This window comes from Pseudomonas cavernicola (assembly GCF_003596405.1).
Lineage (GTDB): Bacteria > Pseudomonadota > Gammaproteobacteria > Pseudomonadales > Pseudomonadaceae > Aquipseudomonas > Aquipseudomonas cavernicola.
Map to the genome: position 1 here is coordinate 2,169,427 of NZ_QYUR01000002.1, position 24,484 is coordinate 2,193,910.

Here is a 24,484-nt window from a genome sequence, read left to right on the forward strand (position 1 = left end):
TTGATTCCGATCCGCAGTACGACAGTGTAATTCGCTGAAGTTGAACATCGACGCCGATTGCTGGTGTAAGTGCGTTACAACCTCGAATGACTAATCGTCAACGAGCAGCAAGCCGGCCCGAGTATGTTGTGAGGTGCCGTATGCAAGTCCAAATTGTCCGTAAATTCGAAGCAGCGACCGATATCTTCGCGTTCGAACTCGCACGTCCTGATGGTATCGATCTGTCGGCCTTTTCTGCCGGCGCACATATCGATGTCCACCTCCAAGACGGCATCGTTCGCCAGTATTCACTGTGTAACGACTCTTCCGAAAGACATCGCTATTTGATCGCGGTCTTACGCGATCCAAATTCGCGCGGTGGCTCGATTGCGATGCATGCTCTCAAAGAGGGCGAGTTGTTGGAGATTGGCGAACCAAAAAATCATTTTTCTCTTGCTAGCGACGCCGAGCATTCACTGCTACTGGCTGGAGGCATCGGGGTTACGCCGATTCTGTGCATGGCCGAGACGCTCGCTGCTAAGGGGGTGTCGTTCGAGATGCATTACTGCGCGCGCGATGCATCGCGCATGGCGTTCCGTGAACGCCTCACCCATGGGGATCTTGCCAGATTCTCCAACCTGTACTTTGACGATGCCGGTGCCGCGTCCCGCATCGACCTTGCCGCTCTACTTGCGAGCCCGATTCCTGGCAAGCATCTGTATGTGTGTGGTCCTGGGGGCTTCATCATGGCTGTCCTGGAGGCGGCGAAAGCAGCCGGTTGGGACGACCACTGCATCCATCGCGAATTCTTCGCGGCGGCGAGCCCGCCGCAGGCAAGCGACTCGCATACGTTTCAGGTCAAGTTGTCGAGCGATGGTCGAGTCATTGATGTACCGCGCGACAAGACTGTGGTCGAGGTATTGCTGGCGGCTGGCGTCGAGGTCCCGACTTCGTGCAGAGAGGGTGTGTGCGGGATGTGCCTCACACGTGTCCTTGCAGGCGAACCGGATCATAACGATTTTTATCTGAGCGATGACGAAAAGGCCTTGAACGACCAATTCTTGCCGTGTTGTTCACGTTCGAAGTCGCCGCTCCTTGTGCTGGATCTTTAACCCCCGACACAGACAACCAGACAGCAGCCGACGATCCAATAAACTGATTTAGTAGTGGCTGTTCATAGGAACGGTGGCGGTGAGGCTGGAGACGAAGATATATACCGATTAATAACAGACTATCAGTATTAATAACACAATAAGATATATTGATGAGGGTCGTATTATGAAGGCTACGCTGAACGGTCGAACGGTCGAACTAACACCTGTAGATGACCAGACTCCACTATTGTGGGTTCTACGTGACGCATTGAACATGCGGGGTACGAAATTCGGGTGCGGCGCAGGCTTATGCGGCGCGTGCACCGTCCACGTAGATGGAATCGCGGTGCGAGCGTGCATCACCCCCATCGCAGCAGTTGCAGATACCAAGATCACCACCATTGAAGGCCTGTCTGGCAAGCAACGAGAAGCACTCGAAAAGGCATGGCTCGAACATCAAGTAGCCCAATGCGGATATTGCCAACCTGGACAGATCATGTCGGCAGCGGTCCTGATCTCCGAGACTCCCGATCCATCCGATGAGGATATCGACTCCGCGATGTCGGGGAACCTTTGTCGATGCGGTACGTATCCGCGTATAAGACAAGCGATTAAATCTGCCGCAGCGGAATTACGGACTGGAGCAAAGTCATGAACAACCCCCGTCTCCTGACTCGCCGCACTTTCATCGTATCCGCCGGCACCATAGCCGCCGGATTGGCCATCGTCGTGCACTCTCCCAATGCGATTTCTGGCCTATTAGGTGACAACGCTGGCAAGGCCTTCAAACCGAACGCATTTGTCGAAATTTCCTCCGATGGCCAGATCGTCGTGCTCGTCGGGCAATCCGAGATCGGCCAGGGCATCCATACCTGCCTGGCCCAAGCGTTGGCCGAAGAACTGGATGCCGACTGGTCCATGGTAACCGCCAGGCATTCGCCTGCTGGCGATGAATACCAGTTGGCGCCCGACGTCTTCGGCCCCGGGATCCAGATGATCGCGCAAAGCTCCAGCACGCGATATCTCTTCGAACCGATGCGAATGGCGGGAGCCGTTGCGCGCCTCTTGATCGTGCGGGCGGCTGCAAAGGCGTGGGGGCTGAGCGAAGACAAATGCACCACCGCCAACGGGTATGTCCTGGCTGCAGATGGCCGCAAAGCCCCCTACGGCGAGTTCGTCGTGGATGCGGCGAAACTGCCCATGCCGGCTGCTGGGGATGTCCGCTTGAAATCCCCGGAGACCTTCAAACTGATTGGCAAATCGATGCCACGCATCGAAGGCAAGGACAAGATCACGGGGCAGCCGATCTTCGGAATCGATGTTCGTTTGCCCGGCATGTTAACCGCGGTGGTTGCACGCTCTCCCATCCTCGGCGGAAAAGCTATCCGGGTCGACGACTCCGCGAGTAAGAAGGTTCCTGGCGTTAAGGCGTGCCTGCAAATTGCCGACGGAGTTGCGGTTATCGCCGAGAACTTCTGGGCGGCAAAAACGGCACGGGCGCTGCTGAAAATCGAGTGGGATTCTGGCCCCCGCGGCACTATGTCCTCCGAGGTGATGGAGGCTGAATATCGCCAGGCGCTAGGAAAACCTGGACTCGTCGTCCTTGAACGCGGACGTACGGATGCACTGATGAGCGACTCGGGGGGCGGCCACCTTGCGGATTACACCATGCCGTATATGGCGCACGCCCCGATGGAGCCACTGAATTGCACGATGCAATGGCAGGGAGACGCTTGCGAAATCTGGGTCGGCACCATGTACCAGAGCATGGACCACAAGGTCGCATCCGAAATCCTTGGTATTCCCAAAGAGAAGGTCAAGCTGAACACAATGCATTGCGGCGGTGGATTCGGAAGGCGCGCCAGCCCCAAGAGTGACTTCGTGGCGGAAACCGCCCGCATCATGAAAGCGGCGCGGCACCTTGGCGCCCCCATCCAGAACATCTGGACCCGCGAGGACGATATTCAGGGGGGAGAATACCGGCCGATGGCGTTCAATCGGCTGTCGGCCACCCTGTCGCCTTCGGGCAAGATCGAGTCGTGGGGGCACCGGATCGTAAGCCAGTCCATCCTCGACGATACCGAGTTCGCATCCTGGAACGCAGGCGGTTACGACGCGCTGTCGGTTGGCGGCGCGATCACCCTGCCATACGAAATCGAGAACTTCAGGCTGGATATCCACACACCGAAGACTGGACCGACGGTTTCATGGATGCGTGCGCCAGGTGAAGTGAGCAACTGCTTCGCCGTCGAATGCTTCATCGATGAATTGGCACACCGCGCGAAGATAGATCCCGTGACCTTCCGCCTGAACATGCTCGGGAAAGACCCTCGACTTGCACATGTCCTGAATGTAGCTGCCAAGACGGGAGGTCTACTCGAGCGTTCGCCAGCCGGAATGGGACGCGGTGTTGCGGTGCACAGCTATGTCGATACGAGAGTTGCCGCAGTTGCCGAGGTAACGATCGCGGACGGCCACCTTCGTGTCAGTAGAATCACCGTGGTGCTCGATTGCGGTCGGGTGGTCAACCCAGATGGCGTCAAAGCGCAGGTAGAGGGTGGTGTCATCTTTGCCCTGAGCAACGCATTGTATGGACGAATCAGCTTCGATCAGGGCCGCGCCCAACAGAGCAATTTCGACAGCTACCCGGTGCTGCGCATGGACGCCGCGCCGGAAGTGCTGGTGCATCTCGTCAGCAGCGAGGAGGGACCGTTCGGTGTAGGTGAAGTTGCCTGCCCGCCTGTGGCTCCTGCTTTGTGCAACGCCATTTATGCGGCAACGGGAAAGCGCTTCAGGGACACTCCGGTAAGTGCAGCCATCGATGTGTGATGATCCCGGCGGAGTTGGGTCGGATTAGAGCAGCATCCGCTTCGCCTGCCACCTCCAGCCCCATTCCGTGGATCGCCCCAAACCGCTAGCCGAATCCCGATCTGCCCGATGTCGAAGCCGGAACAGCGAGCTTCGATATCAGGCAGATCGGGGCGCGTCATTACAGTACGTCGACCGAAGGGAAACGCCCGACAGAACATCACCGAATGCACGAGATCAGATGATTTCGACGGCCCATCCATACCACCAGATAACTGACCAAACTACTCGTAGTGACCGGATAGATGATATGGAACGAGGTGGTAAATACAAACTGGATTTGGGCTAGATCGAGAGACTTCAATCCAAATATGGCGTTTCCTCAGACAGCTAGATAATCACGCCTACGGCCATAGACTCTGGGGTTAGTGGGTAGCGTTATTGTTCTAAAGTGGACATCAATCACGACAGGGTCAAAAGCCCCTCACAAACCCCGCGCTGAATCGCCCCGGGTTTCGTGGAGGCCTCAACTCTTGAGAAGATGAGGCCATGAGAAAGACCACGACCTACTCCCCCGAAGTCCGTGAACGTGCTGTACGCATGGTTCTGGAGCACCTGAACGACTATCCGTCCGAGTGGGCGGCCATCGAGTCCATCGCCCCCAAGATTGGCTGTGCAGCGCAAACCCTACATGGCTGGGTGCGTCGTTATCAGACCAACACCGGGCAGCGGCCCGGTCAAACCACGGAAGAGCATGAGCGCATCAAGACGCTGGAGCGAGAAGTGCGAGAGCTGCGCAAGGCCAACGAGATCCTGCGCCTGGCCAGTGCGTATTTTGCCCAGGCGGAGCTCGACCGCCGCACCAAGTCCTGAGGGCGTTTGTTGACCAGCATCGTGACCGTCTTGGGGTCGAGTCGATCTGCCGCGTCTTGCGGATCGCCCCATCCGGTTACCGGAAGCATGCAGCCCGGCTTCGTAACCCCGCACTGCGCTCCTGTCGTGCTCGGCGTGACGAGGTGTTGATCGCGGAAATCCAGCGAGTGTGGAATGCCAACATGCAGTGCTATGGCGCGATGAAGGTCTGGAAGCAACTCAGGCGAGAGCGCGTCGATGTGGCCAGGTGCACCGTGGAGCGTTTGATGCGTCAGGTCGGATTACAGGGCATACGGCGTGGTCAGGTCGTGCGGACAACGGTATCGGGCGACCAAACCGTATGCCCGCTGGATCGTGTCCAGCGTCAGTTCCATGCCGACCGGCCTAACCAGCTGTGGGTGTCGGACTTCACCTACATTTCGACCTGGCAGGGATGGTTGTATGTGGCCTTCGTGATCGACGTATTTGCACGCCGTATCGTCGGCTGGCGAGTCAGTACCAGCATGAAGACCGACTTCGTACTGGATGCCTTGGACCAGGCCCTGTATGACCGCCAGTCCAGTCGTACGGGCGGCCTGATCCATCACAGCGACCGCGGCAGCCAGTACGTCTCGATTCGCTACACCGAACGCCTGGCCGAGGCCGGCATCGAGCCCTCGGTCGGCAGCAAAGGCGATAGCTATGACAATGCCCTGGCCGAAACCATCAACGGGCTGTACAAGGCAGAGCTGATTCACCGGCAATCATGGAAGAGCCGCGAGGCTGTCGAGCTGGCCACCCTGAAGTGGGTGCACTGGTACAACCACCAGCGTCTGCTGGGCTCAATCGGCTATATCCCGCCGGCGGAGGCTGAGACAAACTTCTACCGGCAACAAGCCAGTCAGGCCATTGCGGCCTGACTTAAACGAAACGGCCTCCACAATAGCCGGGGCGATTCACGCAGGGTTCTCGCGCGAATCAATACACGGCTAATGAGTAGCGTCTGGCTGGGCAAGTACTGCAGTGATCGATTGTCACGCGACGAGCTTCCACCGGGCTGAAACTTAATGCTGCGATAACAACGCCTCTGGCCGGTCGACATCGAGCAACACGCCAGGGTCGTCCAGATCGATGCCGTGACAGGCCTCCGTACTAGCCTGGAGCAGCGCACGCGCGCCTTCATCGCCCTGTACCGCCTGCAAGGGCGGCCAGAACATCCGGCCAAACAGCACCGGATGACCACGCAGGCCTTGATGTACGGGATAAACGATGCTTTCGGCTGCCACCCGGGTGCAGAGCTGCTGCAGGCTGTCTGTGGCAATCCAGGGCATATCGCCGAGCAGGACGGCGATGGCCTCGGCATCCAGGGCGGACAAAGCCCGAATGCCAGCAGCCAGGCTGTGCCCCATTCCCTGATCGGCCTCGACACAATGAATAACTCGGCAATTCTCTGGCAGCCCCAGCGCGCGTACATCATCCTCTGGACGAAGCAGCAAGTAGACCTCGTCGAACACTTGTTGCGCCCGTTCGAAGCTCGCGGCCAGTAGGGTGCGTCCGTCCGCCAGACAGGCAATACGCTTGTCGCTGCCGAAACGTTTGCCACGACCGGCGGCGAGAATCAGGGCGATAACCTTGGGCATAGTGAACCTAACTCAAGAAGGCGGACGCGTTCTAGATCGCTTCGCGGGCCAGGCCGTTACGCACTCGCAGGATATCGGCCAGCACTGCTAGGGCGATCTCTGCCGGGGTCTTGCTACCCAGGTTGAGACCGATAGGCGCAATGATGCGCGACAGCTCAACATCAGTCAGGCCACCTACCCGGCACAAGCGCTCGAAACGCTTGGAACTGGTTACCTTGGACCCCATGACCCCGATATAGAAGGCTTCAGTGCGCACCGCCTCGATCATCGCCAGATCGTCGATGCGCGGATCGTGAGTCAATGCCACCACCGCAGTATCTGCATGGCAACCGCCCAAGCGGATCACTTCCGAAGGTAACTCGCGGCGGATCTCCACGCCTGGCAACTCGACGCCTTGCATTACTTCGTCACGCGGGTCACAGAGCACCACTTCGAAACCCAGGCTCTGGGCGAACTGCGCGCACACCTGCGCCACCGAGGAGTAACCCGCCAGCAACAGGCGCTGGGCCGCTCCCACACGCAAACGCAGCAGGTCGCCTTGGCGTTCCACCCGCGGGCCCTGCGCACTATCCGCCTGCAAACGGCGTTCGCCACTCGGCAGGCGGATCTCGCGGATCAGCCGGCGCTGGCCGGCCAGTGAACCCTCCAGTTCTCGCAGGTGCGCCTGAACCTCGCAGTCGGCCGGCAGGTTTTCCACCAACACTTCCAGCACGCCGCCACAGGGCAGGCGGATCTGCGAGTGAGGATCACTGCCGTCACCATAGCGCACCAGGCTGCAGGGCTCTGGGAAGGCTCCGGCGGCCAGGCGCTCGAGAAACTCATCCTCGACACAGCCACCGGAGAGCGAGCCAATCCATTCACCACCCGCAGTGGCCGCCAGCAGCGAACCTGGCGCGCGCGGCGCCGATCCATAGGTGGCAAGCACCGTGCATAGCCACACACGCTGACCGGCCCTGGACCACTCCAGGGCTTTGCGCAGCACCAACAGATCAAGGTATTGCATCAACGCTTTCCTCCATCGATGGCCATTCTCGCTGCGCAATCTGGACGTTTCACTCTGAAGAGTGAAACGTCCAGTTTCGTTGCGATCCTACGCAATTCAGAACTTGACGTTGATATAGGTCTCGAAGAGATGCGAGGTCTCATCGTCACCGAAGGTCTGCTTCGCACCATCATCGGGGCGAGCGACGCCATACAGAGCACCGACCGTGACATTGGATGTCATAAACCAATCAACATGCAGGTTCAGCTCTTTCGCGAAGTCCTTGCTGGTAACACCTTCCGGTGCCTTGTCATAGCTGAAGTCGTAGCCAATCACCCCAACTGCGAGGGTCTCAGTTGGATATGCCGTTAGCTTCAGCATGTCGACCTTCTGGTTGACGTTGAACAGCATCGACTCGCCGACGATTTCGCCCTGGAACCAGGTGCCCCAGTCGCCGCCGTAGCCATACAGCAGGGAGTCGTAGTCGTCGGAGAAGACTGAGTGCCGATAAGTCAGCACAGGTGTCCACGGCGCGTCCTGGAAGGTGTAACTGCCCTGCACGTACCAGGCTTCACTCTTCTTGTCCGCATCGCCACCGCGTTGCCAGACATACTCCGCCGCCAGCGCGACTTGGGGCAGCGACTGGATCGGGCTGCCCGAGGCGCGTACATCGTAGACGTTCATCCCATCGCGTAGCGGATTGTCGGCATCCAGGGTATGAAATCCGGTGATCCCAATGGTGCCGTAGGTCTCGTCGCGCCATTCGAAGTTGCCGCCCCGGACACGGACTTTCTCTTTGTAGTCGATGACATCAAGATCCATCCGCGCGGAGAGGTCGAAGAGGTCGACGTGCACCTTGCCGGCGTCCAACTGGGCCAGGATGGTGTTGTCGAAGGCTTTGTAGGGGGCCAGCCAGTAGCCGGCGTCGTTACCCTGATCATAATGGCCGTCGCCGATCAGGAAACCATTGCCGATCATGAAGGCTTGGCGCCCGAAACTGAGCTTGATGGCGTCTGCGCCCAGTTCGGAGAACACCGTGCCGCTCTTCCAGCCGAGGTAGGCATCGTCGATATCGCTCGACTCGGGATCATCGGGGGTGAAGCCTGCACCATCGCTGTCGCCACGTGTAAAACTAGCCACGGCGCTGACGCCCCCGTAGAAGGAGCCCAAGCCGCCTAAGGGGCCATTGAACTCCAAGCTTGGCTTCACGAAGTACTCGAAGCGACTGCCATCACGTTCAACCGGTAGGCCAGAGAAACTAACGTCAGAGCCGAAAGCCTGATCCGTGTTATTGATATATGCAGCGCCAAACTCCAGCTTCGGGGTGAGTTGGAGACTTCCGAATTCGACACTTTCGAATGCCAAGGCACTACCAAGTGGCATGATCGAAAGAAAACAAGTGCCGATTGCATTCCTGGAAACTAGATACATCATTGCCTCGCTATTATTTTATTTGTTACGAAGAGTTGTAGGCACACCTGTCACAATGTGCAGGCGTGTGTTTTGTCGTTATTTCAGCACTTATCGATGGCCATGCCTGGAAAAAGGCATAACCAAATTAAAAACAGTATGCAGAAAGCGTTAATTTCTTTAACGTCTGAATTACTTCAATCACCGTTATCTGCCACTCATAGAAAGACATCTACTTGCTTGTAGAGGCCGAGTGACTTACACCGACACATAAAAATAAAATCTAATTTTTACAAAAACTTATGACGCACTGTATATCTGCATCGGTCTCGCCACGTGTCACTTGAGCGTTTCCAGATAGGTGATCAGATTGGCGCGCACCCTGGCGTCTGAAATACCTGGCGCGAACATCTTGGTGCCCTTAACAAACTTTTGAGGACTTTTGATAAATATGTCCAAGTCCGCCGAACTCCAAACTATTTCGCTATTTCGAATGGCATTGGAATAAGCAAAGCCCGGCACGGTTCCGGCCTTACGGCCTAAGATTCCCGCAAGATTCGGCCCCATCGTGGAAGGCTTGTCCGGGTTAATGGAGTGACATGTCGCACAGCGTTGCTTGAATACTCCGCCGCCGGATACGGCGTCTTGTGCCGTACTTGGTCCGATGTGCAGATTGGTGGTCGCAATGAACATGCACAGCCACAAATATGCTCTTCTTCTCATCCTAGCTCTCCTTTAAAAGGCACCAGACATTGCAATTCGCCGTGAGGTGGGAGTTCGAACCGGGCGCCTTGATAATCTGCGATACGCTTGTGAGCCATCCTAGGAAGTAGTGTTCGGGCTGACGCTCCCGAGACCGAGCGGCTTATCCCACCAGCGCAGGAAATGCGCCTTGACGGCCATCCCCGTCTACCGCCCCTGGCGCACGAGGGTTTCCGCCGCAACGGCGCCTGTAGTCGGAGGTGAAGTGGCCGAGATGGCTGAAAGCGAAAGGTGGCGACAATCACTGTGATGGGGCCGGGACACTGCCATTGCAGCTCATCCCGGACTTGGCGCTGCCGGACCGCCTGGGGGTACGGCATCCAGAACGACAATGGGCCACCTCTTCAGCAGCGTGATCCGAGACCTATAGGGGATGGGTCTTGTGCCAGTTAGTGACCTTCTGCAACGCCATGCCGGCTCGGCAGAGGATCGCCTCGGCCCTTTTGCCGGAAATGAACTGGCAACCTATCGGCAACCCGGCCTCGGTGAAGCCGCACGGCAAGCTCAGGCAAGGGTGGCCGCTGACGTTGAACGGCGCGGTGAACTGGATCAGACGGCGGTTCGCCTCCGCGTCCATGGCGAGGCTGGCGAGCTGTTCGTGGGTCGGCGCGGCGAACGGCTGGACCGGAGCCAGTAGCAAGTCGACCTGACCCAGCACCGCTTCCAGCTCGCCGTTGAAGCGTTGCGCGTCGAGCAGCACGCGCTGGTAGTCCATGCCGCTAAGGGCCCTGCCGCCATCAATCAAGCGACTCAGCGCCGGGCCATATTCTTGCGCACGGCGAGGATAGGTTGCGGCGTGCGCAACCGCAGTCTGAACGCCGCAGTGCAGCTCCCAATTGCTACTCACCGCACGGGTATCAGGCATCTGCACCCGATGCAGCGTCCCGCCGCCGTCACGAATGATCGTCAGCACGCGCTGCAGTGCGTGCTGGATAACCGGATCCACACCGTCGCTGAGCCATGCTTCATCAACTCCGACGCGCAGACCGCGGAATCTATCCTCGATCTCTGGGATTTCCAGGCAGACGCTGGGCAACGAAGTCGGATCCTTGGGATCATGACCTGCAATAGTCGATAACAGGAACAGTACATCCCGTGCGCTGCGCGCCATGGGACCGACATGATCGAGGCTTGCTGCGAGTTCGAAGCAACCATACCGACTGACCCGCCCCCAAGTCGGCTTGAGGCCGGTCAGGCCGTTGGCCGCACAGGGAAAACGGATCGATCCCCCCGTGTCAGTACCGAGCGCGGCGTAACACAGGCCTGCGGCAGTCGCCACAGCGCTACCGCTGGAGGAGGCGCCAGCCCAATGCCCCGCACTCCATGGATTGTTCGGCGTCGGCAGATCCGGGTGATGGATGGCAAAAGCACCCTCTGTCATACGCAGCTTACCGAGCAGCACGCTGCCGGCTTCGCGCAGACGAGCCACTACTGTGGCGTCCTCCTGCGGGATGAAATCACGATGAATCGGCATACCCGCCGTAGTCGGAACATCGGCGGTGTAAAACAAATCCTTCACCGCAATCGGAATACCGTGCAGCGGGCTACGACACTCTCCGCGCATCAGTTCCCGCTCAGCTTCGCGGGCCTGCTCCATAGCCAGCTCCGGAGTTACCCGGGCATAGCTATGAAGCTCGCCATCAAGCTTGTCGATCCGCGCCAACTGAGCTTCGGTGACCTCTACCGGGGAGACCTTTCCTGAGCGTATGAGCAAGGACAGCTCATACATCTCCAGATAGTGGAGCTCGCTACTGCTGGTCATTCATAGCCCCCGAGGAAAGTCAGGGCGAGCGCATTGAATTCGGCCGGACATTCGCTTTGCAGATGGTGAGCGGCGTTACCCATGACGTGCAGGCGCGCGTCGGCGAACTGGTTGAGCATCAACATCGGCACGTCGATGCCGCCAAACCAGTCGTGCAGACCCCAGAGGATCAAGGTCGGCGCCTGGACCCGCGCAAAAATCGGCACAAGGTTTTCCCATTCACCAAAGGCCCCAGGACGCCGCAGCAACTCAATGAAATCAGGGTTGTTGCTGGCCTCATAGCGCAGGCCCAGGCTTTCCTCGTCGATCTTGCTGTCGTCATGCAACTCATAACGGCAGATCAACTCGCGCAGCTTTTCCAGGCTAGGCCCGCCGTCCGCCAAGTAGTAGTCAGACATCAGCGTTGCCGCATGCTTACTGAACAACGGAAGCGGCTGCATGATCCCCCGCTCTACCGGCTGCGAGCCGATCAGCACCAGGCGGCTGACCCGTTCGGGATGATCTGCTGCAAAACGGATGGCTACGCAGCCCCCAAACGACTGGTTGACCAGGTGTGCTTGGCGGATGCCCAGGGCATCCATGAAGCCGAGCAGCTTGCGTGCGTGCCAGCTGAACACCGGGCCGTCGACAGGCACCATGTCGGACCCGCCGAACTGCGGAAAATCCAGAAAGTAACAAGGGTGCTGCGCGGCGAAGGCGCCGGCGCTCTGCCGGAAGTTGCTCCAGGCGTTACTGCCGGGGCCACCGCCGTGGGTGAAGATCACCGGCAAGCTGTCATCGAGCCCATCGATAATGCGGTAGTGCAGACGCACACCGTCGACCGTGACGAAGCGGCTGGTGGAATTGAACTGCTTGTTCATCAGGAATGTCCTTGTCGAAGGCTGTCCGGCGCTCAGCACCGGACAGGTGCCAGGATCAATGATCTTCGATCTGGCGGACTTTGTAGCCCGGACGGTGGCCGTCGGCGGTTTCCTTGAAGATCAGGCTGGTGTCCTTCACCGCGCCCGCCACGCCGCGACCGGGCTTGGCGATACCGCGGTTCCAGCGCGAGGCCAGCTTGCGCCAGGTGATCGGTGAGATGTCGGTGGACACCAGTTGCTCGTCGTCCCAACCGGTGCCGTCGAGATAGAAGTTCTGCATGGCTTCGCGGGCATAGACGTCGCAGTCGTTGAAGCCGTGCAGGCACAGCGGCTTGTACACGTGGTCGTAGCGATACTGGTGCTTCTGCCGCTCTTCCGGGGTGTCGCAGACGCGGACGATGATTTCCCAGTACTCGTGAGTGTCGTCGGTGATTGGCACGTACCACTCGTACTGGGTCATGTGCTCGCCCGGCCAGTTCTCCACCATCAGCACCCCTGGCAGCACCACCGAGGTGCGGTAGGCACGGCCGTTGACGCCTTCTACCTTGAGGCCCAGCTCGGCGTTCTCCAGCACCGCTTCCCACTTGTCGGTGAACAGCCACTGCATCATGCCTTTCGGGCCGTTCTCCTCCTCGACCACTGTGATGCAGTCGTCGCTGGTCGGTACCAGGCCGAGCGGCAGCACCCAGTCCATGGCGTGGACGATGGTGTTGTCCTTGTGTACCAGGATGTGCGCGTTGTCGAAGCCGTTCTCGCAGGCGATCCGCCAGTCGCCGAAGCCGGTGCGGTGCATGCCCAGCACCACCGCGTTGTCGTCGAGCACGCCCGGCGAGGCCGGCCACAGCGGATGCGGGAACTGCTCACTGCTCTCCGGAAAGCGGAACGGCAGGTCATGGGCCAGCGGCGGCACATCTTCGTCGGGGAAGCCGTCTTCACGGGCGAAGACGAAGATCATGCCGTTGACTTCATGCACCGGGTAGGTGGTGATCCCGGTGGTGCCGATCAGCTTGTCGTCCGGGTTGGCGACGATGGTCGCCAGCTTGCCGCTGGCGAGGTCGTAGGTGAAGCCGTGGTACCAGCAGGAGATGGTGCTCTTGTTGAAGCAGGTGGGTTTTTCCGAGAGGCGCACGCCGCGGTGCAGGCACTGGTCCTTGAGGGCGAAGACCTGGCCGTTGACCCGGCGCAGAACGATCGGGATGCCGCAGATCTGGATGCCCTGGACTTGATCTTCGACCAGTTCGTGACTGAATAGCGCCGGATACCAGTGGTTGATGAAGCCCCAGGCAGCATCCTTGTACGGCTGATACTGGCTCTGGGTCTTGGCGTTGTTGGTACGGGCATCGCTGATGCCGCTCTTGACCACGCGACGGCGGATGATGGGTTGCTCGGACATTAGGGGCTCCCGATAGGCTGACGGACAACAGCGCCATATGAAACAGCGCGCGTGTGGTCATCCTAGGAAGCTAGCTCGCGGTTGACGCTCCTTTGACTGAGCGATTTATCCCGGTAGCGCAGAAATACGTAGGAGCGGACATCCTTGCCCGCAAGGATCAGCGCGCCAGGGTTTCCGACGGGCTTTCACCGAAACGACGCTTGTAGTCGGTGGTGAAGTGACCGAGGTGGCTGAACCCCCAGTGGAAGGCAACGGCGGTCACCGTGGTGGCGCCGAAACTCTGCCGCTGCAGCTCCTCTTGTACGTAGCGCAGGCGCACTTCCTTGAGGTAGAGCATTGGCGAGGTGTTGCGGAAACGCCGGAAACCGGTGAACAGCGAACGGCTGCTGACCCCGGCATGCTCGGCCATGTCGACGATGGAAATCGGCTCATGGGCGTGCTCCTCGATGTAGCGCTCGACGCGCTTGACGAATGACGGGGCGATCGAGGGCCCGTCCGCGCACAATTCCGCACTGTAATTATGTGGCTGGCAGGTCAGCAGCATGGTTACCACAGTCTGCTCGAACTGCGCATAGAGCAGTGGAGGCAGGTGCTCGTCATTGGCGGACAGGCTGTCGTAGAGCCAGCCGACCATGCGCATCCAGAGGCGGCCTTGCTCAGTATCCAGCGGCATGCCCGCCTGGAACTCGATGCCCTTGCGTAGCGTGCGCCCCAGATGCTGCTGGCAATGGCGCTCGAGCAAACTGCGGTCGACCCGCATTATCAATTTTTCCGTGCCGTTGGAATGGTTGATCCGGAATGGGACGTGGGCATTGAGTATCGAGCCCATGTTCGAAGTAGAAAGTACTCGCTGATCGCCGCACTCGATCCGCTCCTGCCCGCGAATCGGCATTTGAATCAGGTAGAAGGAATCAAGTACGGTGCCGGGCTCAATGGTTACATCGCCACCAAAGCCCAGGCGACCGACACCGATACCTTCCAGTCCTCGGTAATAGAAACGGGCATTGATCGCGCCTTTGGTATCCAGGTTGCGTAGGCGGTTTTCGCAGAAAATCCGTTCCCCACATCTGCGCGCCTCCTCAAGGTCGTGTGTATGACAAACCTCGAAACGCGACAAAACGACCTCTGGCGGTGTTATCGCAGAAAAAACCAAGCTTTCCATATTCGTTTACCTCTCCGTCCTGCTCGATACAACTGGAGCAGGACGGTTAATCATGCACGTCACGGCTATAGGCACAGGATTGCAAGCATCCCGTGCTTTTATTTTTTATAGCAAACACAGCTTCCGCCACATTGCCTGCCACCACCGCGCACATCGTGAACTCCACACCACTGATAGGCAGCGGTGAGTCGGACGTGCGAATGCAAGTAACAACCGGCCATTCGATGTGCTTCAAATGTAGCAGGCAGAGGGATTAGGTAACACCAAATCAAGGAAACTTGGCTGCATGTTGAGCAAGGCAAAAAACATGCCCCAAGCAGCTCCTGACAGGCATTCAGCAGATAGATGGTAGGACGTACCACCGACGCTCTAGCGGACTGGCCTGCGCCCTGATTTCATCACCGTTACGCCAGCGGCTCCGGGCGCTTCGCGCCGACCAGGACAAACAGCAGACGCGCCGGTATGTTGCCTGTGTTACGCCAGGCATGACGGGTCCCCATCTGGACCACCAGATCGCCCTGCTTCAGCCTGCTGGTACGGCCGTCGTCGAGTTCGAGGGTAATCTCACCTTCGAGCACCACGCCGTAGTCTATGGTGTCGGTGCGATGAAAACCGGGGTGCTCTGCTTCGAAACGCTCACCCAAGCCTGGTAGGCGTTCGCACAGCTCTTCGGTGGCGGCGACCGGATCGAAGTCGGCACCACCGGCGAGAGCGTCCGGCGGGAAGGTAACCAGCAGGGCACTGGTGCCGCCCGGCGCGGGTACTACCGAAGACATCTGCAGTGCCGGGTCGATGGGCTGGTCGACAAGCGCTGGGACGGCCGGGGTCTGCCAGACCAGCGCGGCAGAGAAGCCGCGGGAATGGGTGAACTCTTCGCTGCCGGGCAGCGGACCGCAGCTGATGACCTGTGAGTGGCCGAATTCATCATGGCCGGTAACGATACGGGTTGTTGTCATTGTGCATGCTTCCGAATCAGCGGGCGGACGCGCCGCGGCCGTCAGGGTGGGTCGCGGCGCGAGCAGGGACGTCAGTCGTGGACGATATGGAAGTTGGTGAAGCCATTTGCCTGCGTCTGGATGTCGTCGAGTGCTTCGTTCAGGCGTTCGAGCGGATACGCTCTCTCCTCCAGGGACGACAGATCAAGCGTGCCAGAGCCGATCATGCTCGCCATTTCGTCGCCCTCGGAGGTGGTGAACCACAACGAGCCGATGTATTGCAGTTGCGCGCACATGAAGGGATGCGGATCGATCGGGATCGGCCCGGCCACACCGCCGATCTGAATGATGCGGCCGCCGCGACCGACCGCCCGCATAGCGTCCACCGACAACTCCGCCGGAGCTTTCGCTCCTAGCGTATCGAGCATCGCGTCGACACCGCCGGGCACCTTCCTGAGCACCTGCTCATGGATGGCCTCGGCACCAATCTGTATCGTTTCGATGCGCTCTGGTGCCAGTTCCTTGAGCCGCTCCAGTGCCGCGCGGTCACGGGCAACGACCACCACTTGCGCCGCGCCGAAGGCCAGCGCGAGCAGGGTTGCGCCGACCCCAAGGGTACCGCTGGCACCGAGGATGAGGATGCTCTGCCCCGGACGCAGCGCAGATTTCCGAATCGCCGAATAGGCCGTGCCGAGATAGCCGAAGCGAGACGCCTGGGCAGAACTCAGACGCTGCGGCAGACGCACCAGGCTGGTTGCAGGCGCAGTCATGTACTGGCCGTAACCGGCATAGGGGTATTTCTCGAAGATCGCCTGCGAGCCGGGGCCGAAACCGAAATAGCCCATGAAGGTATAAGAGTCGCAGCGTGGCGCTTCGCCCTGCTTACAATGACGGCATTCGCCGCAACCGACACCGGGATTCACATAGACCCGCTCACCGGGCTTGAACGAGGTGACCGCGGAGCCAACCGCGGCGATGGTGCCGACGGAGTCCAGGCCGAAGATCGCCGGCAGTGCCGGCAGCGGCAGGAAGGGATACCACTCGGGGAAATGCGTGGTGACGTTTTTCAGGTTCGGGATCAAGCCGCTGGTCTCGACCTTGACCAGTACATCGTGCGCCCCGGGCTCCGGGCGGGACACCTCGTCGATGGTGAATTTCCCACCGATTTCGTGCAGCCGGGCCGCTTTCATCGTCGTCATATTATTGTCCTCTGGTTAACACTGGCTACATTCGAGTGACGCAGGGCTGGCGTTTGGCACCGCGCCGGTACGGCCCAGTGCAACACTGGCAGCCATACCGGCGCTCGGCTTCTAACGTCCTGCCTTCTGCAAGGTTTGCAGGGAGAAATCGCTGGCCTTGGAGGGGAAGTTGGTTTTCCAGGTCGCACTATCGATCAAGGAAAGGGTGGCGTGATTGCGCTGGAAATCGATGACCGCGACGCCCGCACTGCGCAGATCGCCGTCGGCGTTGTTGGGATAGGAGTGGATCTCCATGAATTTCCAGAACTCGCCTTTTCGGTCGTAGGCCTCGGCGTAGTAGAAACGCGGGAACTTGACGTCCATGTACATCACTTTCTTGCTGTACGGATGGGCGGACGGAGTGATGGCCTCGATCACATAGACTTCGCGCGGCTCGAAGTCGTTGTTGTTCATGTTCCAGTACGGCGGCGTCTCCTCCAGGATCGGGTACTTTTCCACGAACGTCTTGCCATCGGGATTCCACAACCCGGTCTTGCTGTTGGCCACGGCGAGGACCCAGCGCTTGCCGAGCAGCTTGAATTCCGGATACCAACAAGGCCGCGCGTTGAAGATATCCAGATCGTCCTGCAGCTGATCGGATGAGCCGACCGGATCCATCCAAGCCCCCCCGGAAAGCCGGCGCACCCGGCGTACGGCCGGGATATAGGCCCAAACATCATTGACTTTTTCAGAGTCGTGCATGGCGGTGTAAGTGCCGACCCCCTTCATGTCCGAAGGCGACTTGAAATACAGAAGTTGGCGGCCACGCTCGCTTCCATCGCCTTCGACCGTGCTATCGCCGGTCAGGCGACCATTCATTCTGTAGCGGGTGAACTCCGCGACCGGACTGGCATGAATGCCATTCTTGCCATCGATCAGCAGTTGGGTGAACAGCGGCACTTGCGAAACGTCACCGAGCAGTTGCCCGAGATGCCAGTTCCACACGAGCTTCTCCGCGGCTTGCGGATCTTTCATATCGATGTCAGGGAAAGGCTCGCCGGCCCCCCAGCCATCCACCCGACATGTCTGCTTGTTGATCGTTGTCTTGCCCGCATTTGCCTGTGAAGCTTTCAGCCAACGGGGATCGAGCGTTATTTCCTGCGACTTGGCCAGCGGCAGTTTCCAGCCGCTGTTACGAATGCGCCATTCCATCTTCTCAGTCAGCAGACTGGCGATGCTGTGCCCTTCGAATGTGTCGTTCTTGATCTGGTCGATATTGGCGGCGGAAATCACCGTACCGGCCGGCAGTTCGGCGGCACTGGCGAGGCACGGCAGGCTGCCGGCCACCGCGATGAAGCCCGCGGCCAGGGTGTGGCGCAAGGCGAAACGGAATGCGGTCATGGCTAAGTCTCCGATGGGGGTCAGAACAGGTAGGTCAGGCTGGTGTACAGCTGATCACGGTTGTGGAAGTAGCCGAACAGGGTGGTGCTGTCGCAGTTGTTCATCTGTCCGGGGACACACTTCGAGCTGTCGCGGTGGCCATCGTCCCAGAAGGCGTCGTACTCGACCTTCCAGCGCCATTTGCTGGAAAGCTCCACGGTGACCGATGGCACGGCGAAGCCGCCGCCGTTGCTCAGGTCGCCGCCGACCACCAGCTCCGGACGGATTCGTCCGTTGTCGTAGCTGAGGCCGAAGATGGTGGTCGCCAGCACCGAGTGCTCCTTGACCTTGCCGCCAAAGCCCACGTTGTAGAGGAGCTGGTCGTCCTCGTCGAAGTTCTGCACCCATTTGTCGAACAGCTGAACGGAGAAGAACATCGGTTTCTCGGTGCCCAGCCAGGTCTGGGTGGCGGCGATGTTCTTGTCCATGCGCAGCATCATCGCCACTACATCCTTGGTGGTGAAGCCATCGAATCCCGGGGCGATGAACTGGCTGAGGAGGGTCGGGGTCGGTAGTTCGATCTGGTACGGCGCGTCCTTGATGTAGGCGATCTCGGTGCTGAACACCGCGTCGGTCCAGTCGGAGTAGCGGCTGGCGGTGACGCCAAAGATGTCGACGATCGGGTAGATGACCTCGCCGGCGAGGCCGCGGGTCTGGTCGGTGCCTTGGGTCTCCGCGCCGGACGGCACATTCGGCAGGCCGAACAGCGCGAGGTTGTTCGAGGCATTGAGGATCGGCGAGTTGTAGAAGGTCTTCAGGTATGACAGCGAGTAGTTGGTGTCGCCATACAGGCCGCTCCAGCGGATGCCGCCGGTGACATCGCGGTAGTCGCCCTCATCGTTCTCGAAGTTGTACGGGTCGATATTGCGGAAGTCGACGCCGGCGTACGGCTGGCTCGACCAGCGACCGCCATAGATGTCGATTTCCGTGCCGATGTCTTCCTTTTGATCCCAACCCGGCCGCACGAACATCTCGATGCCGCCCTCCAGCTCCGGCACGTCGATGTTGACCTTGGCCATGATGTTGGTCTTGCGCAGTTCTTCGTTGGCCGGCTCGAGGAAGCTACGCCAGGTGAAGTCGAAACCGTGCACCAGGTCGTTGGCGGCGAAGAAGTCGGTCTCGCCCCAGGCGATCTGCTGCTTGCCGAGGCGGAACCAGGTGCGGTCGCCGACTGGAAAGTCAACATACAGCTCGCGAATCTCCTCGTCGTTGTAGAGATCCATGATGTCGCCGCGACCGTCGTCCTCACGGAAGTTGTTGGCGCCCATTTTCTCCAGATGGTTGAGGAAACCGGTCTTGACCTCGCGCGAAGCGCGCAGCTTGGCGACCACCGAGATGCTGTCGGTGGCCTTCCAGTCGAGGTTGAGAAGGGCGGTGCTGCGCGCCATCGACAGCTTGCCCTTGTCGTCGTAGTCCGGCGTGTCTTCCCAGTTCTTCGTGTTCCAGGACAGCTCTTCGCGCAGGTAGCCGTCGATCTTGAGGCTGTCGTCGGCCAGTAGCGGCGTGGCGAGCGTGCCCATGGCAATCGCCAGTACGAGTTTGTCGAGCGGGGCGCGGAATCGCGCGTCTTGGATGCGGCGCTTGTTCATGTTGTCTCCCTGGTGGTTGCAGCAAAGAACCATTGGTTATTGTTTTTGTTGTGAGCTCGTCTCAGCCCAGCTGAAGCGAGGGAGTTGGCGCCCCGGCCAGCGCAGGTTGCCGCTCGCCGAAGATGAAACGCGGGCGGAACACGTAGATCAGCGATGGCATTACGAACAGAGCGGAGAACGCCGATACGCTCAGCCAGATGGCCATCAGCAGGCCCATCTCGGCCTGGAAGCGCAGCGACGACACCCACCACAGCAGGGTGCTGAGGATTAGCACGCTGGCGGTGACGATCACGCCCATGCCAGCCGAGTGCAGCGCCTGGCGGATGGCGTGCTCGGGGCTGCTGCCGGCGGCGATCTCTTCCTTGACCCGGTCGACGATGTAGAAGGCGTAGTCCACCCCCAGGCCGATGCCGAGCGCCGCCACCGGCACGGTGTTGATGTTCATGCCGATGTCCTTCCAGGTCATGAAGGCGAAGGTCAGCAAGTTGGAGATGATCACCGGGACCATGAACAGCATGCCGGCGACAGTGGAGCGGTAGACCAGGGTACAGAGCACGGCGAGCACCAGCAGGGCCAGGGCGATCGCCTCGATCTGGCTGGACAGGATGATCTCGTTGACCGCGGCCATTACCCCGACCAGGCCGCCGGCCAGCTGCCAGTGCCCTTCGCTCAGCGGATGCTCGGCAATGAATTCCTTGATGCGCGCCACGGCGGTACGGATGGTCTCGCCCTGGCGATCACGGAACATCAGCGTCACCGAGCCGTTGGCGTACTGGTCGTCGGCAAAGCGCGAGATGTCACCCGGTTCGGAGACCGAGTCGAGCATCGCCATCAGGCTGCCGTTGATCCCCTCGCTGTCGGCCAACTCCAGGTAGCGCGGACTGCCCTCACGCAGACTGCTGTTGACCAGCGGCAGGACGTCGGCGATGGAGAGCGAGCCGCCGACTTCCGGTTGCGCCTCGATGAAACGCTGGAAGCTACTCATCGCCTGCAAGGCTTCGTTGCCCTTGATCAGCCCCGGGTGGTTGTCGTCGCCGAGCACCACGAACATCCGGTCGACACCCTCGAAGCGCGCGTTGATCGCCGCGGAGTCGCGGTTGTACGGCGATTCCGGCCAGAGTATCGGCGAGCCCGGATTGGCATCACCGATCTTCAGGTTCAGCGAGTACAGGCCGGCGGCGACCACCACCAGCAGGCTGCCACCGAGCACCACGTAGCGTGCCCTTGAGAGGCTGATCCAGACACTCAGGTCAAGCACCTTGCGCAGCATCGGCAGGCAGTTAATCGGATGCGCGGTGCCATGCGGCTTGCGGATGAAGGAGAGCAGCACCGGGGTGAGGATCACCGCGCTGACGGTCAGCGTGGACACCCAGACCACCGACAGTACGGTCAGCTTCTGCAGCATCGGAATCGGGCTCAGGGCGACCACCGCCATGCACGCGGCATCGGCGATCACCCCCAGCATGCCAGGGCGGAACAGATCGGCCAGTGCGACCCGAGCAGCGATACGCGACGTGTCAGTGTCGGCCGGCAGCAGTTCGAGTTCGTCGTCGAAGCGGTTGACGATCTGCACCGAGTGCGACACCGCCCGCGAGGTGATCAGCATGGCCACCACGATGACCAGCGGCTCGAAATGAATGTTCAGCAGCCGGCAGATGCCCAGCGCCCACATCGCGCTGACCGCGCCGGCCAGCAGTGGCAGGCTCAGCCCGCGCCAGGTGCGCAGCAGGACGAACAGCATCACCAGGGTCACCGCCAGGGCGGCGAACACTAGTTGCAGGGTCTCCGGCAGGTAATGGCTGACCCAGCCGTAGAGGATCGGATCGCCGACCACGCGGATCTTCACGCTGCCGTCGTCTACCTTGGCGATCTGGCTACGGATTTCCGTGAACACCTTGGCGTAGTCGACTTGCTGGTCGATGAAGTCGACGGTGATCAGCGTCGCCTGCAAGTCCTTGGAAACGTAAGGGCCATAGACCAGCGGATTGCGCAGCACCGCCTGCTTGAGTTCAGTCATCGCCTCGGCATTCGCCGGCAGGTCGGGCCACATCAGCGGGCGGCTTTCAATCCCTTCAGTGGAGGCGCGTACTTCCTTGAGCTTCTTGGAGGCCAGCGAAGTGATCTGGTACTGGTTGACCGCCGAGACTTCGCGCAACCCCAGGGTCACAGTGCGCACCTTATCCAGCACAGAGGTCTGGAAGATGTCGCCCTGCTCCACCTCGAACATGATGGTGACCATGTTCGAGCCGCCGAAGGTGTCCTTGAATTTTTCGTGGGTCTGCACGTACTCGTGATGCGACGGCAGCATGTCCTCGAATACCGTACGGACTTCGATGTGCAGGGCGAACCAACCCAGGATCAGGGTCAGCGTGAGCAGTCCGCCGGCCACCCAGGCGCGCCGACGGATGCAGAGTTCAGCTATGCGCTCGATCATGTTGTGCTCTCGAATGAAATGGGCCATGGCAGGTTTCAAGGCTTCAGCGGCGACCATTGCCGGCCGTCCCAGCGACCGATGTCAGCGCCGGACAACCAGATATCGCCGCCGACCGACAGGGCGCGGGTGTGCCAGGACAGGTTGCGGTCATCCAGCGTGCCGCTCTTCCAGCTACCGGCGTCGCCGTTGCCGCCGACCCAACGGCCCAGCGCGCCACTGGCAAACCATTGGCTCTGCCCAGGAATCCAGAGGATGTCGAACAGGTGGTCACTGATACCCAGCTCAACCACCTCCCACTGCTGACCTCCATCTCGGGTGACCAGCAGCACGCCTTCCAGGCCGACAGCCACTCCGTTTTGGGCGTCACGGAATTGCACCGACATCAACGAACTGGGCACCGGTGCAGCGATTTCCGCCCAGCTCCGGCCGAGGTCGTCGCTGAGCAGGATGCTACCGAACTCGCCGACCACCACCAGGCGGCCGCCGTCGAGGATGGCCACGTCATTCCAGGCCACGTCTTCTTCTTCGCGCAGGCGCTGCCAGCTCTGCCCATAATCACGGCTGACCAGCAGCGCCCCCATCTCGCCGGTGGCGATCGCCAGACCGCCCTGGCCGATACGCACGCGATTGAGCTTGTTGGCGATTTCCGAACGCGGTACTTCCGACGATTCGCGCCAGTGTCGGCCGGCGTCCTGGCTGAAGAGGATGACGCCGTCATTGCCGACCGCCACGGCGTGGCTGGCGTCCCAGACGGCTATGTCCTGCAGGGTGCGTCCGGTCGGAGTGGGCAGGCGGCGCATCTGACCATCCGCGGCGATAGCGAGAATCTTGCCGTTCGAGCCACTGGCCCATACCTCTCCACTCGGTGCCAGGGCCAGTCCGTAGAAATGATCACGGCGTTCCAACATCGGCGGCGTCACGGTGGTGCCGACCGGCTGTGGTTTGATGAATAGCCCGGCCCCGAGCAGGCTGGCGATGATCGTCCACGGCAGCACCGCCATCAGCATCCGCAGAACACGCTGTCCGGCGCCCACACGGGCCACCGGCAGCAAAAAGGAATTATCAATTTGGATGAGCTTTGACATGGGTCGAGTCCACACGTTGACGTCGTCTTCGGGCTGGCGACAAAGGCAACTCAACTCTAGGTACGCCTCCAAGAGCGGACTATCCCGACACTGCTCGGCCTGTCCAACAGGCGCACAATATTGATGATTGGACCTACTTTTAGGGGATAGCCAGGCAAACCGGCGTCAACCGCTACCCACCGTACTCATGCCGCCAGCGCAGATGACGGCCGCTGGCGATGGCGGTTGGTTCGACGGGCTCACCCCTCGACAAGCCTTACAGTTTGAAGCGGCCAACCAAGGCATTCAGCCGCCCCGCCGACGACTGCAGGTCATGGCTACGCTGGTGTACCTGACCCGCACTCCGCGAAGCGCTTTCGGCGGAATCAGCGATGGTTACCAGGCTGCGCGAAAGTTCCTCGCTGGTGGCGGCCTGTTGCTCAGTCGCAGTGGCGATCTGCTGACTCATCTCGCGCACCTGGCCGATCATCCGGGTGATACGGTGCAGCGCCTCGCTGGCCTCACGGGCGCTTGCGACATTGACCTGAGAAGTGTCGCGACTCTTCTCCACCATCCTCACCACGGTGCGCGTGCGTTCCTGGATCATCGAAATGCTCTTGCAGACATCCTCGGTCGAACTGTGGGTGCGCCGCGCCAGGGCCCGCACTTCGTCGGCCACCACCGCAAAGCCACGCCCCTGCTCACCGGCCCGCGCCGACTCGATCGCGGCATTGAGCGCAAGGAGGTTGGTCTGGTCTGCAATTTCCCGGATCACCGCCACCACAGAACCTATGGCCTGGCTGGCCTCATCCAGCTGCTCGGTCAGCGCGGTGACCTGCTCGAGCAGCTTCGCGTCTTCGGCGATGGCCGCGCTCAGATTGGCCACAGTCGCCTGCCCTTGCGCTACGGCCAGATCCCCCTCGCGGGTGGCCTGGGCGGCCTGTTCCGCATTGCCGGCCACCTCCTCCACCGTGGCGACCATCTGCTGCATCGCGGCAGCCAGCTGGCCGACCTCGTCGCGCTGGGCGTCCACAACCACCCCGGAGGCCCGACTTTCCTGCTGCAGCTCCTCGGAGGTGCTCTGCAGACTCTGGCTGGTGCTCTTGATCTCCAGCACCAGGTCGGCCATGGCGCCGAGGA

At 60.3% G+C, this 24,484-nt stretch carries 19 protein-coding genes and 1 other annotated feature; of the genes, 4 read left to right on the forward strand and 15 right to left on the reverse strand.

Features of this window, described 5'->3' with window-relative positions; translation table 11 throughout:
- Window positions 1–140 precede the first annotated feature (140 nt).
- The 4 genes from D3879_RS10440 to D3879_RS10455 all read left to right on the forward strand — a co-directional run bounded on the left by D3879_RS10440 (window position 141) and on the right by D3879_RS10455 (window position 5,653).
- Window positions 141–1,091 (forward strand): PDR/VanB family oxidoreductase, encoded by a 951-nt coding sequence (locus tag D3879_RS10440; protein WP_119954176.1) that lies wholly within the window; start codon window positions 141–143, stop codon window positions 1,089–1,091.
- Between the two features lie 163 nt (window positions 1,092–1,254).
- Complete coding sequence (locus tag D3879_RS10445; protein WP_119954177.1) at window positions 1,255–1,728, forward strand: (2Fe-2S)-binding protein; 474 nt, start codon at window positions 1,255–1,257, stop codon at window positions 1,726–1,728.
- Window positions 1,725–3,902: a xanthine dehydrogenase family protein molybdopterin-binding subunit gene (locus tag D3879_RS10450; RefSeq protein WP_119954178.1), complete on the forward strand. Its 2,178-nt coding sequence runs from the start codon at window positions 1,725–1,727 to the stop codon at window positions 3,900–3,902. The genes D3879_RS10445 and D3879_RS10450 overlap by 4 nt, the downstream gene beginning before the upstream one ends.
- Before the next feature lie 528 nt (window positions 3,903–4,430).
- Window positions 4,431–5,653 (forward strand): IS3 family transposase gene (locus D3879_RS10455; RefSeq protein ID WP_119953679.1). Its coding sequence is split into 2 segments (ribosomal slippage): window positions 4,431–4,716 and window positions 4,716–5,653, totalling 1,224 coding nucleotides; the frame shifts between segments, so codons are not numbered across the junction.
- Window positions 4,709–4,825 (forward strand) — a sequence feature (AL1L pseudoknot). (Overlaps the previous gene by 117 nt.)
- Window positions 5,654–5,797: 144 nt before the next feature.
- On the opposite strand, the gene D3879_RS10460 is transcribed toward D3879_RS10455, so the two are convergent.
- The 15 genes from D3879_RS10460 to D3879_RS27825 form a co-directional block, all read right to left on the reverse strand.
- A complete protein-coding gene (locus D3879_RS10460) occupies window positions 5,798–6,373 on the reverse strand; it encodes a nucleotidyltransferase family protein (protein WP_119954179.1) in 576 nt (191 codons plus the stop codon).
- A 31-nt stretch (window positions 6,374–6,404) separates the two neighbouring features.
- Entirely contained in the window at window positions 6,405–7,376 is a 972-nt protein-coding gene (locus D3879_RS10465) for an XdhC family protein (RefSeq protein WP_119954180.1), read from the reverse strand.
- A gap of 96 nt (window positions 7,377–7,472) precedes the next feature.
- On the reverse strand, window positions 7,473–8,564 hold the full coding sequence (locus D3879_RS10470) for an alginate export family protein (protein ID WP_158592077.1): 1,092 nt from the start codon (window positions 8,562–8,564) through the stop codon (window positions 7,473–7,475).
- 540 nt (window positions 8,565–9,104) lie between these two features.
- On the reverse strand, window positions 9,105–9,488 hold the full coding sequence (locus tag D3879_RS10475) for a c-type cytochrome (RefSeq protein ID WP_218567822.1): 384 nt from the start codon (window positions 9,486–9,488) through the stop codon (window positions 9,105–9,107).
- A gap of 403 nt (window positions 9,489–9,891) precedes the next feature.
- Window positions 9,892–11,289, reverse strand: coding sequence for an amidase (locus D3879_RS10480; RefSeq protein ID WP_119954182.1), 1,398 nt, complete (start codon window positions 11,287–11,289; stop codon window positions 9,892–9,894).
- Window positions 11,286–12,149 (reverse strand): alpha/beta fold hydrolase, encoded by an 864-nt coding sequence (locus D3879_RS10485; RefSeq protein WP_119954183.1) that lies wholly within the window; start codon window positions 12,147–12,149, stop codon window positions 11,286–11,288. The genes D3879_RS10480 and D3879_RS10485 overlap by 4 nt, the downstream gene beginning before the upstream one ends.
- Before the next feature lie 55 nt (window positions 12,150–12,204).
- On the reverse strand, window positions 12,205–13,542 hold the full coding sequence (locus tag D3879_RS10490) for an aromatic ring-hydroxylating dioxygenase subunit alpha (RefSeq protein ID WP_119954184.1): 1,338 nt from the start codon (window positions 13,540–13,542) through the stop codon (window positions 12,205–12,207).
- Window positions 13,543–13,699: 157 nt separating this feature from the next.
- Window positions 13,700–14,659 carry an AraC family transcriptional regulator gene (locus tag D3879_RS10495; protein ID WP_238474221.1) on the reverse strand — a complete coding sequence of 320 codons (960 nt, stop codon included), beginning with the start codon at window positions 14,657–14,659 and terminating at the stop codon, window positions 13,700–13,702.
- A gap of 449 nt (window positions 14,660–15,108) precedes the next feature.
- Window positions 15,109–15,660 carry a cupin domain-containing protein gene (locus tag D3879_RS10500; RefSeq protein WP_119954186.1) on the reverse strand — a complete coding sequence of 184 codons (552 nt, stop codon included), beginning with the start codon at window positions 15,658–15,660 and terminating at the stop codon, window positions 15,109–15,111.
- 71 nt (window positions 15,661–15,731) lie between these two features.
- Window positions 15,732–16,838, reverse strand: coding sequence for an alcohol dehydrogenase catalytic domain-containing protein (locus tag D3879_RS10505; protein ID WP_119954187.1), 1,107 nt, complete (start codon window positions 16,836–16,838; stop codon window positions 15,732–15,734).
- 111 nt (window positions 16,839–16,949) lie between these two features.
- Window positions 16,950–18,218, reverse strand: a complete 1,269-nt coding sequence (locus D3879_RS10510) for a DUF1329 domain-containing protein (protein ID WP_119954188.1) — start codon at window positions 18,216–18,218, stop codon at window positions 16,950–16,952.
- A gap of 20 nt (window positions 18,219–18,238) precedes the next feature.
- Window positions 18,239–19,846 carry a DUF1302 family protein gene (locus D3879_RS10515; RefSeq protein WP_119954189.1) on the reverse strand — a complete coding sequence of 536 codons (1,608 nt, stop codon included), beginning with the start codon at window positions 19,844–19,846 and terminating at the stop codon, window positions 18,239–18,241.
- Window positions 19,847–19,907: 61 nt separating this feature from the next.
- A complete protein-coding gene (locus D3879_RS10520; protein ID WP_119954945.1) occupies window positions 19,908–22,280 on the reverse strand; it encodes an efflux RND transporter permease subunit in 2,373 nt (790 codons plus the stop codon).
- 35 nt (window positions 22,281–22,315) lie between these two features.
- Window positions 22,316–23,365, reverse strand: coding sequence for a YCF48-related protein (locus tag D3879_RS10525; protein ID WP_119954190.1), 1,050 nt, complete (start codon window positions 23,363–23,365; stop codon window positions 22,316–22,318).
- A 256-nt stretch (window positions 23,366–23,621) separates the two neighbouring features.
- A complete protein-coding gene (locus D3879_RS27825) occupies window positions 23,622–24,473 on the reverse strand; it encodes a methyl-accepting chemotaxis protein (RefSeq protein ID WP_420800925.1) in 852 nt (283 codons plus the stop codon).
- Window positions 24,474–24,484 lie beyond the last annotated feature (11 nt).

Coding starts and splice junctions, on each gene's coding strand:
- D3879_RS10450 (WP_119954178.1), top strand. CDS start 1,725: ATGAACAACCCCCGTCTCCTGACTCGCCGCACTTTCATCGTATCCGCC.
- D3879_RS10515 (WP_119954189.1), bottom strand. CDS start 19,846: ATGAACAAGCGCCGCATCCAAGACGCGCGATTCCGCGCCCCGCTCGAC.
- D3879_RS10500 (WP_119954186.1), bottom strand. CDS start 15,660: ATGACAACAACCCGTATCGTTACCGGCCATGATGAATTCGGCCACTCA.
- D3879_RS10475 (WP_218567822.1), bottom strand. CDS start 9,488: ATGAGAAGAAGAGCATATTTGTGGCTGTGCATGTTCATTGCGACCACC.
- D3879_RS10440 (WP_119954176.1), top strand. CDS start 141: ATGCAAGTCCAAATTGTCCGTAAATTCGAAGCAGCGACCGATATCTTC.
- D3879_RS10525 (WP_119954190.1), bottom strand. CDS start 23,365: ATGTCAAAGCTCATCCAAATTGATAATTCCTTTTTGCTGCCGGTGGCC.
- D3879_RS27825 (WP_420800925.1), bottom strand. CDS start 24,473: ATGGCCGACCTGGTGCTGGAGATCAAGAGCACCAGCCAGAGTCTGCAG.
- D3879_RS10505 (WP_119954187.1), bottom strand. CDS start 16,838: ATGACGACGATGAAAGCGGCCCGGCTGCACGAAATCGGTGGGAAATTC.
- D3879_RS10485 (WP_119954183.1), bottom strand. CDS start 12,149: ATGAACAAGCAGTTCAATTCCACCAGCCGCTTCGTCACGGTCGACGGT.
- D3879_RS10520 (WP_119954945.1), bottom strand. CDS start 22,280: ATGATCGAGCGCATAGCTGAACTCTGCATCCGTCGGCGCGCCTGGGTG.
- D3879_RS10510 (WP_119954188.1), bottom strand. CDS start 18,218: ATGACCGCATTCCGTTTCGCCTTGCGCCACACCCTGGCCGCGGGCTTC.
- D3879_RS10480 (WP_119954182.1), bottom strand. CDS start 11,289: ATGACCAGCAGTAGCGAGCTCCACTATCTGGAGATGTATGAGCTGTCC.
- D3879_RS10460 (WP_119954179.1), bottom strand. CDS start 6,373: ATGCCCAAGGTTATCGCCCTGATTCTCGCCGCCGGTCGTGGCAAACGT.
- D3879_RS10465 (WP_119954180.1), bottom strand. CDS start 7,376: ATGCAATACCTTGATCTGTTGGTGCTGCGCAAAGCCCTGGAGTGGTCC.
- D3879_RS10490 (WP_119954184.1), bottom strand. CDS start 13,542: ATGTCCGAGCAACCCATCATCCGCCGTCGCGTGGTCAAGAGCGGCATC.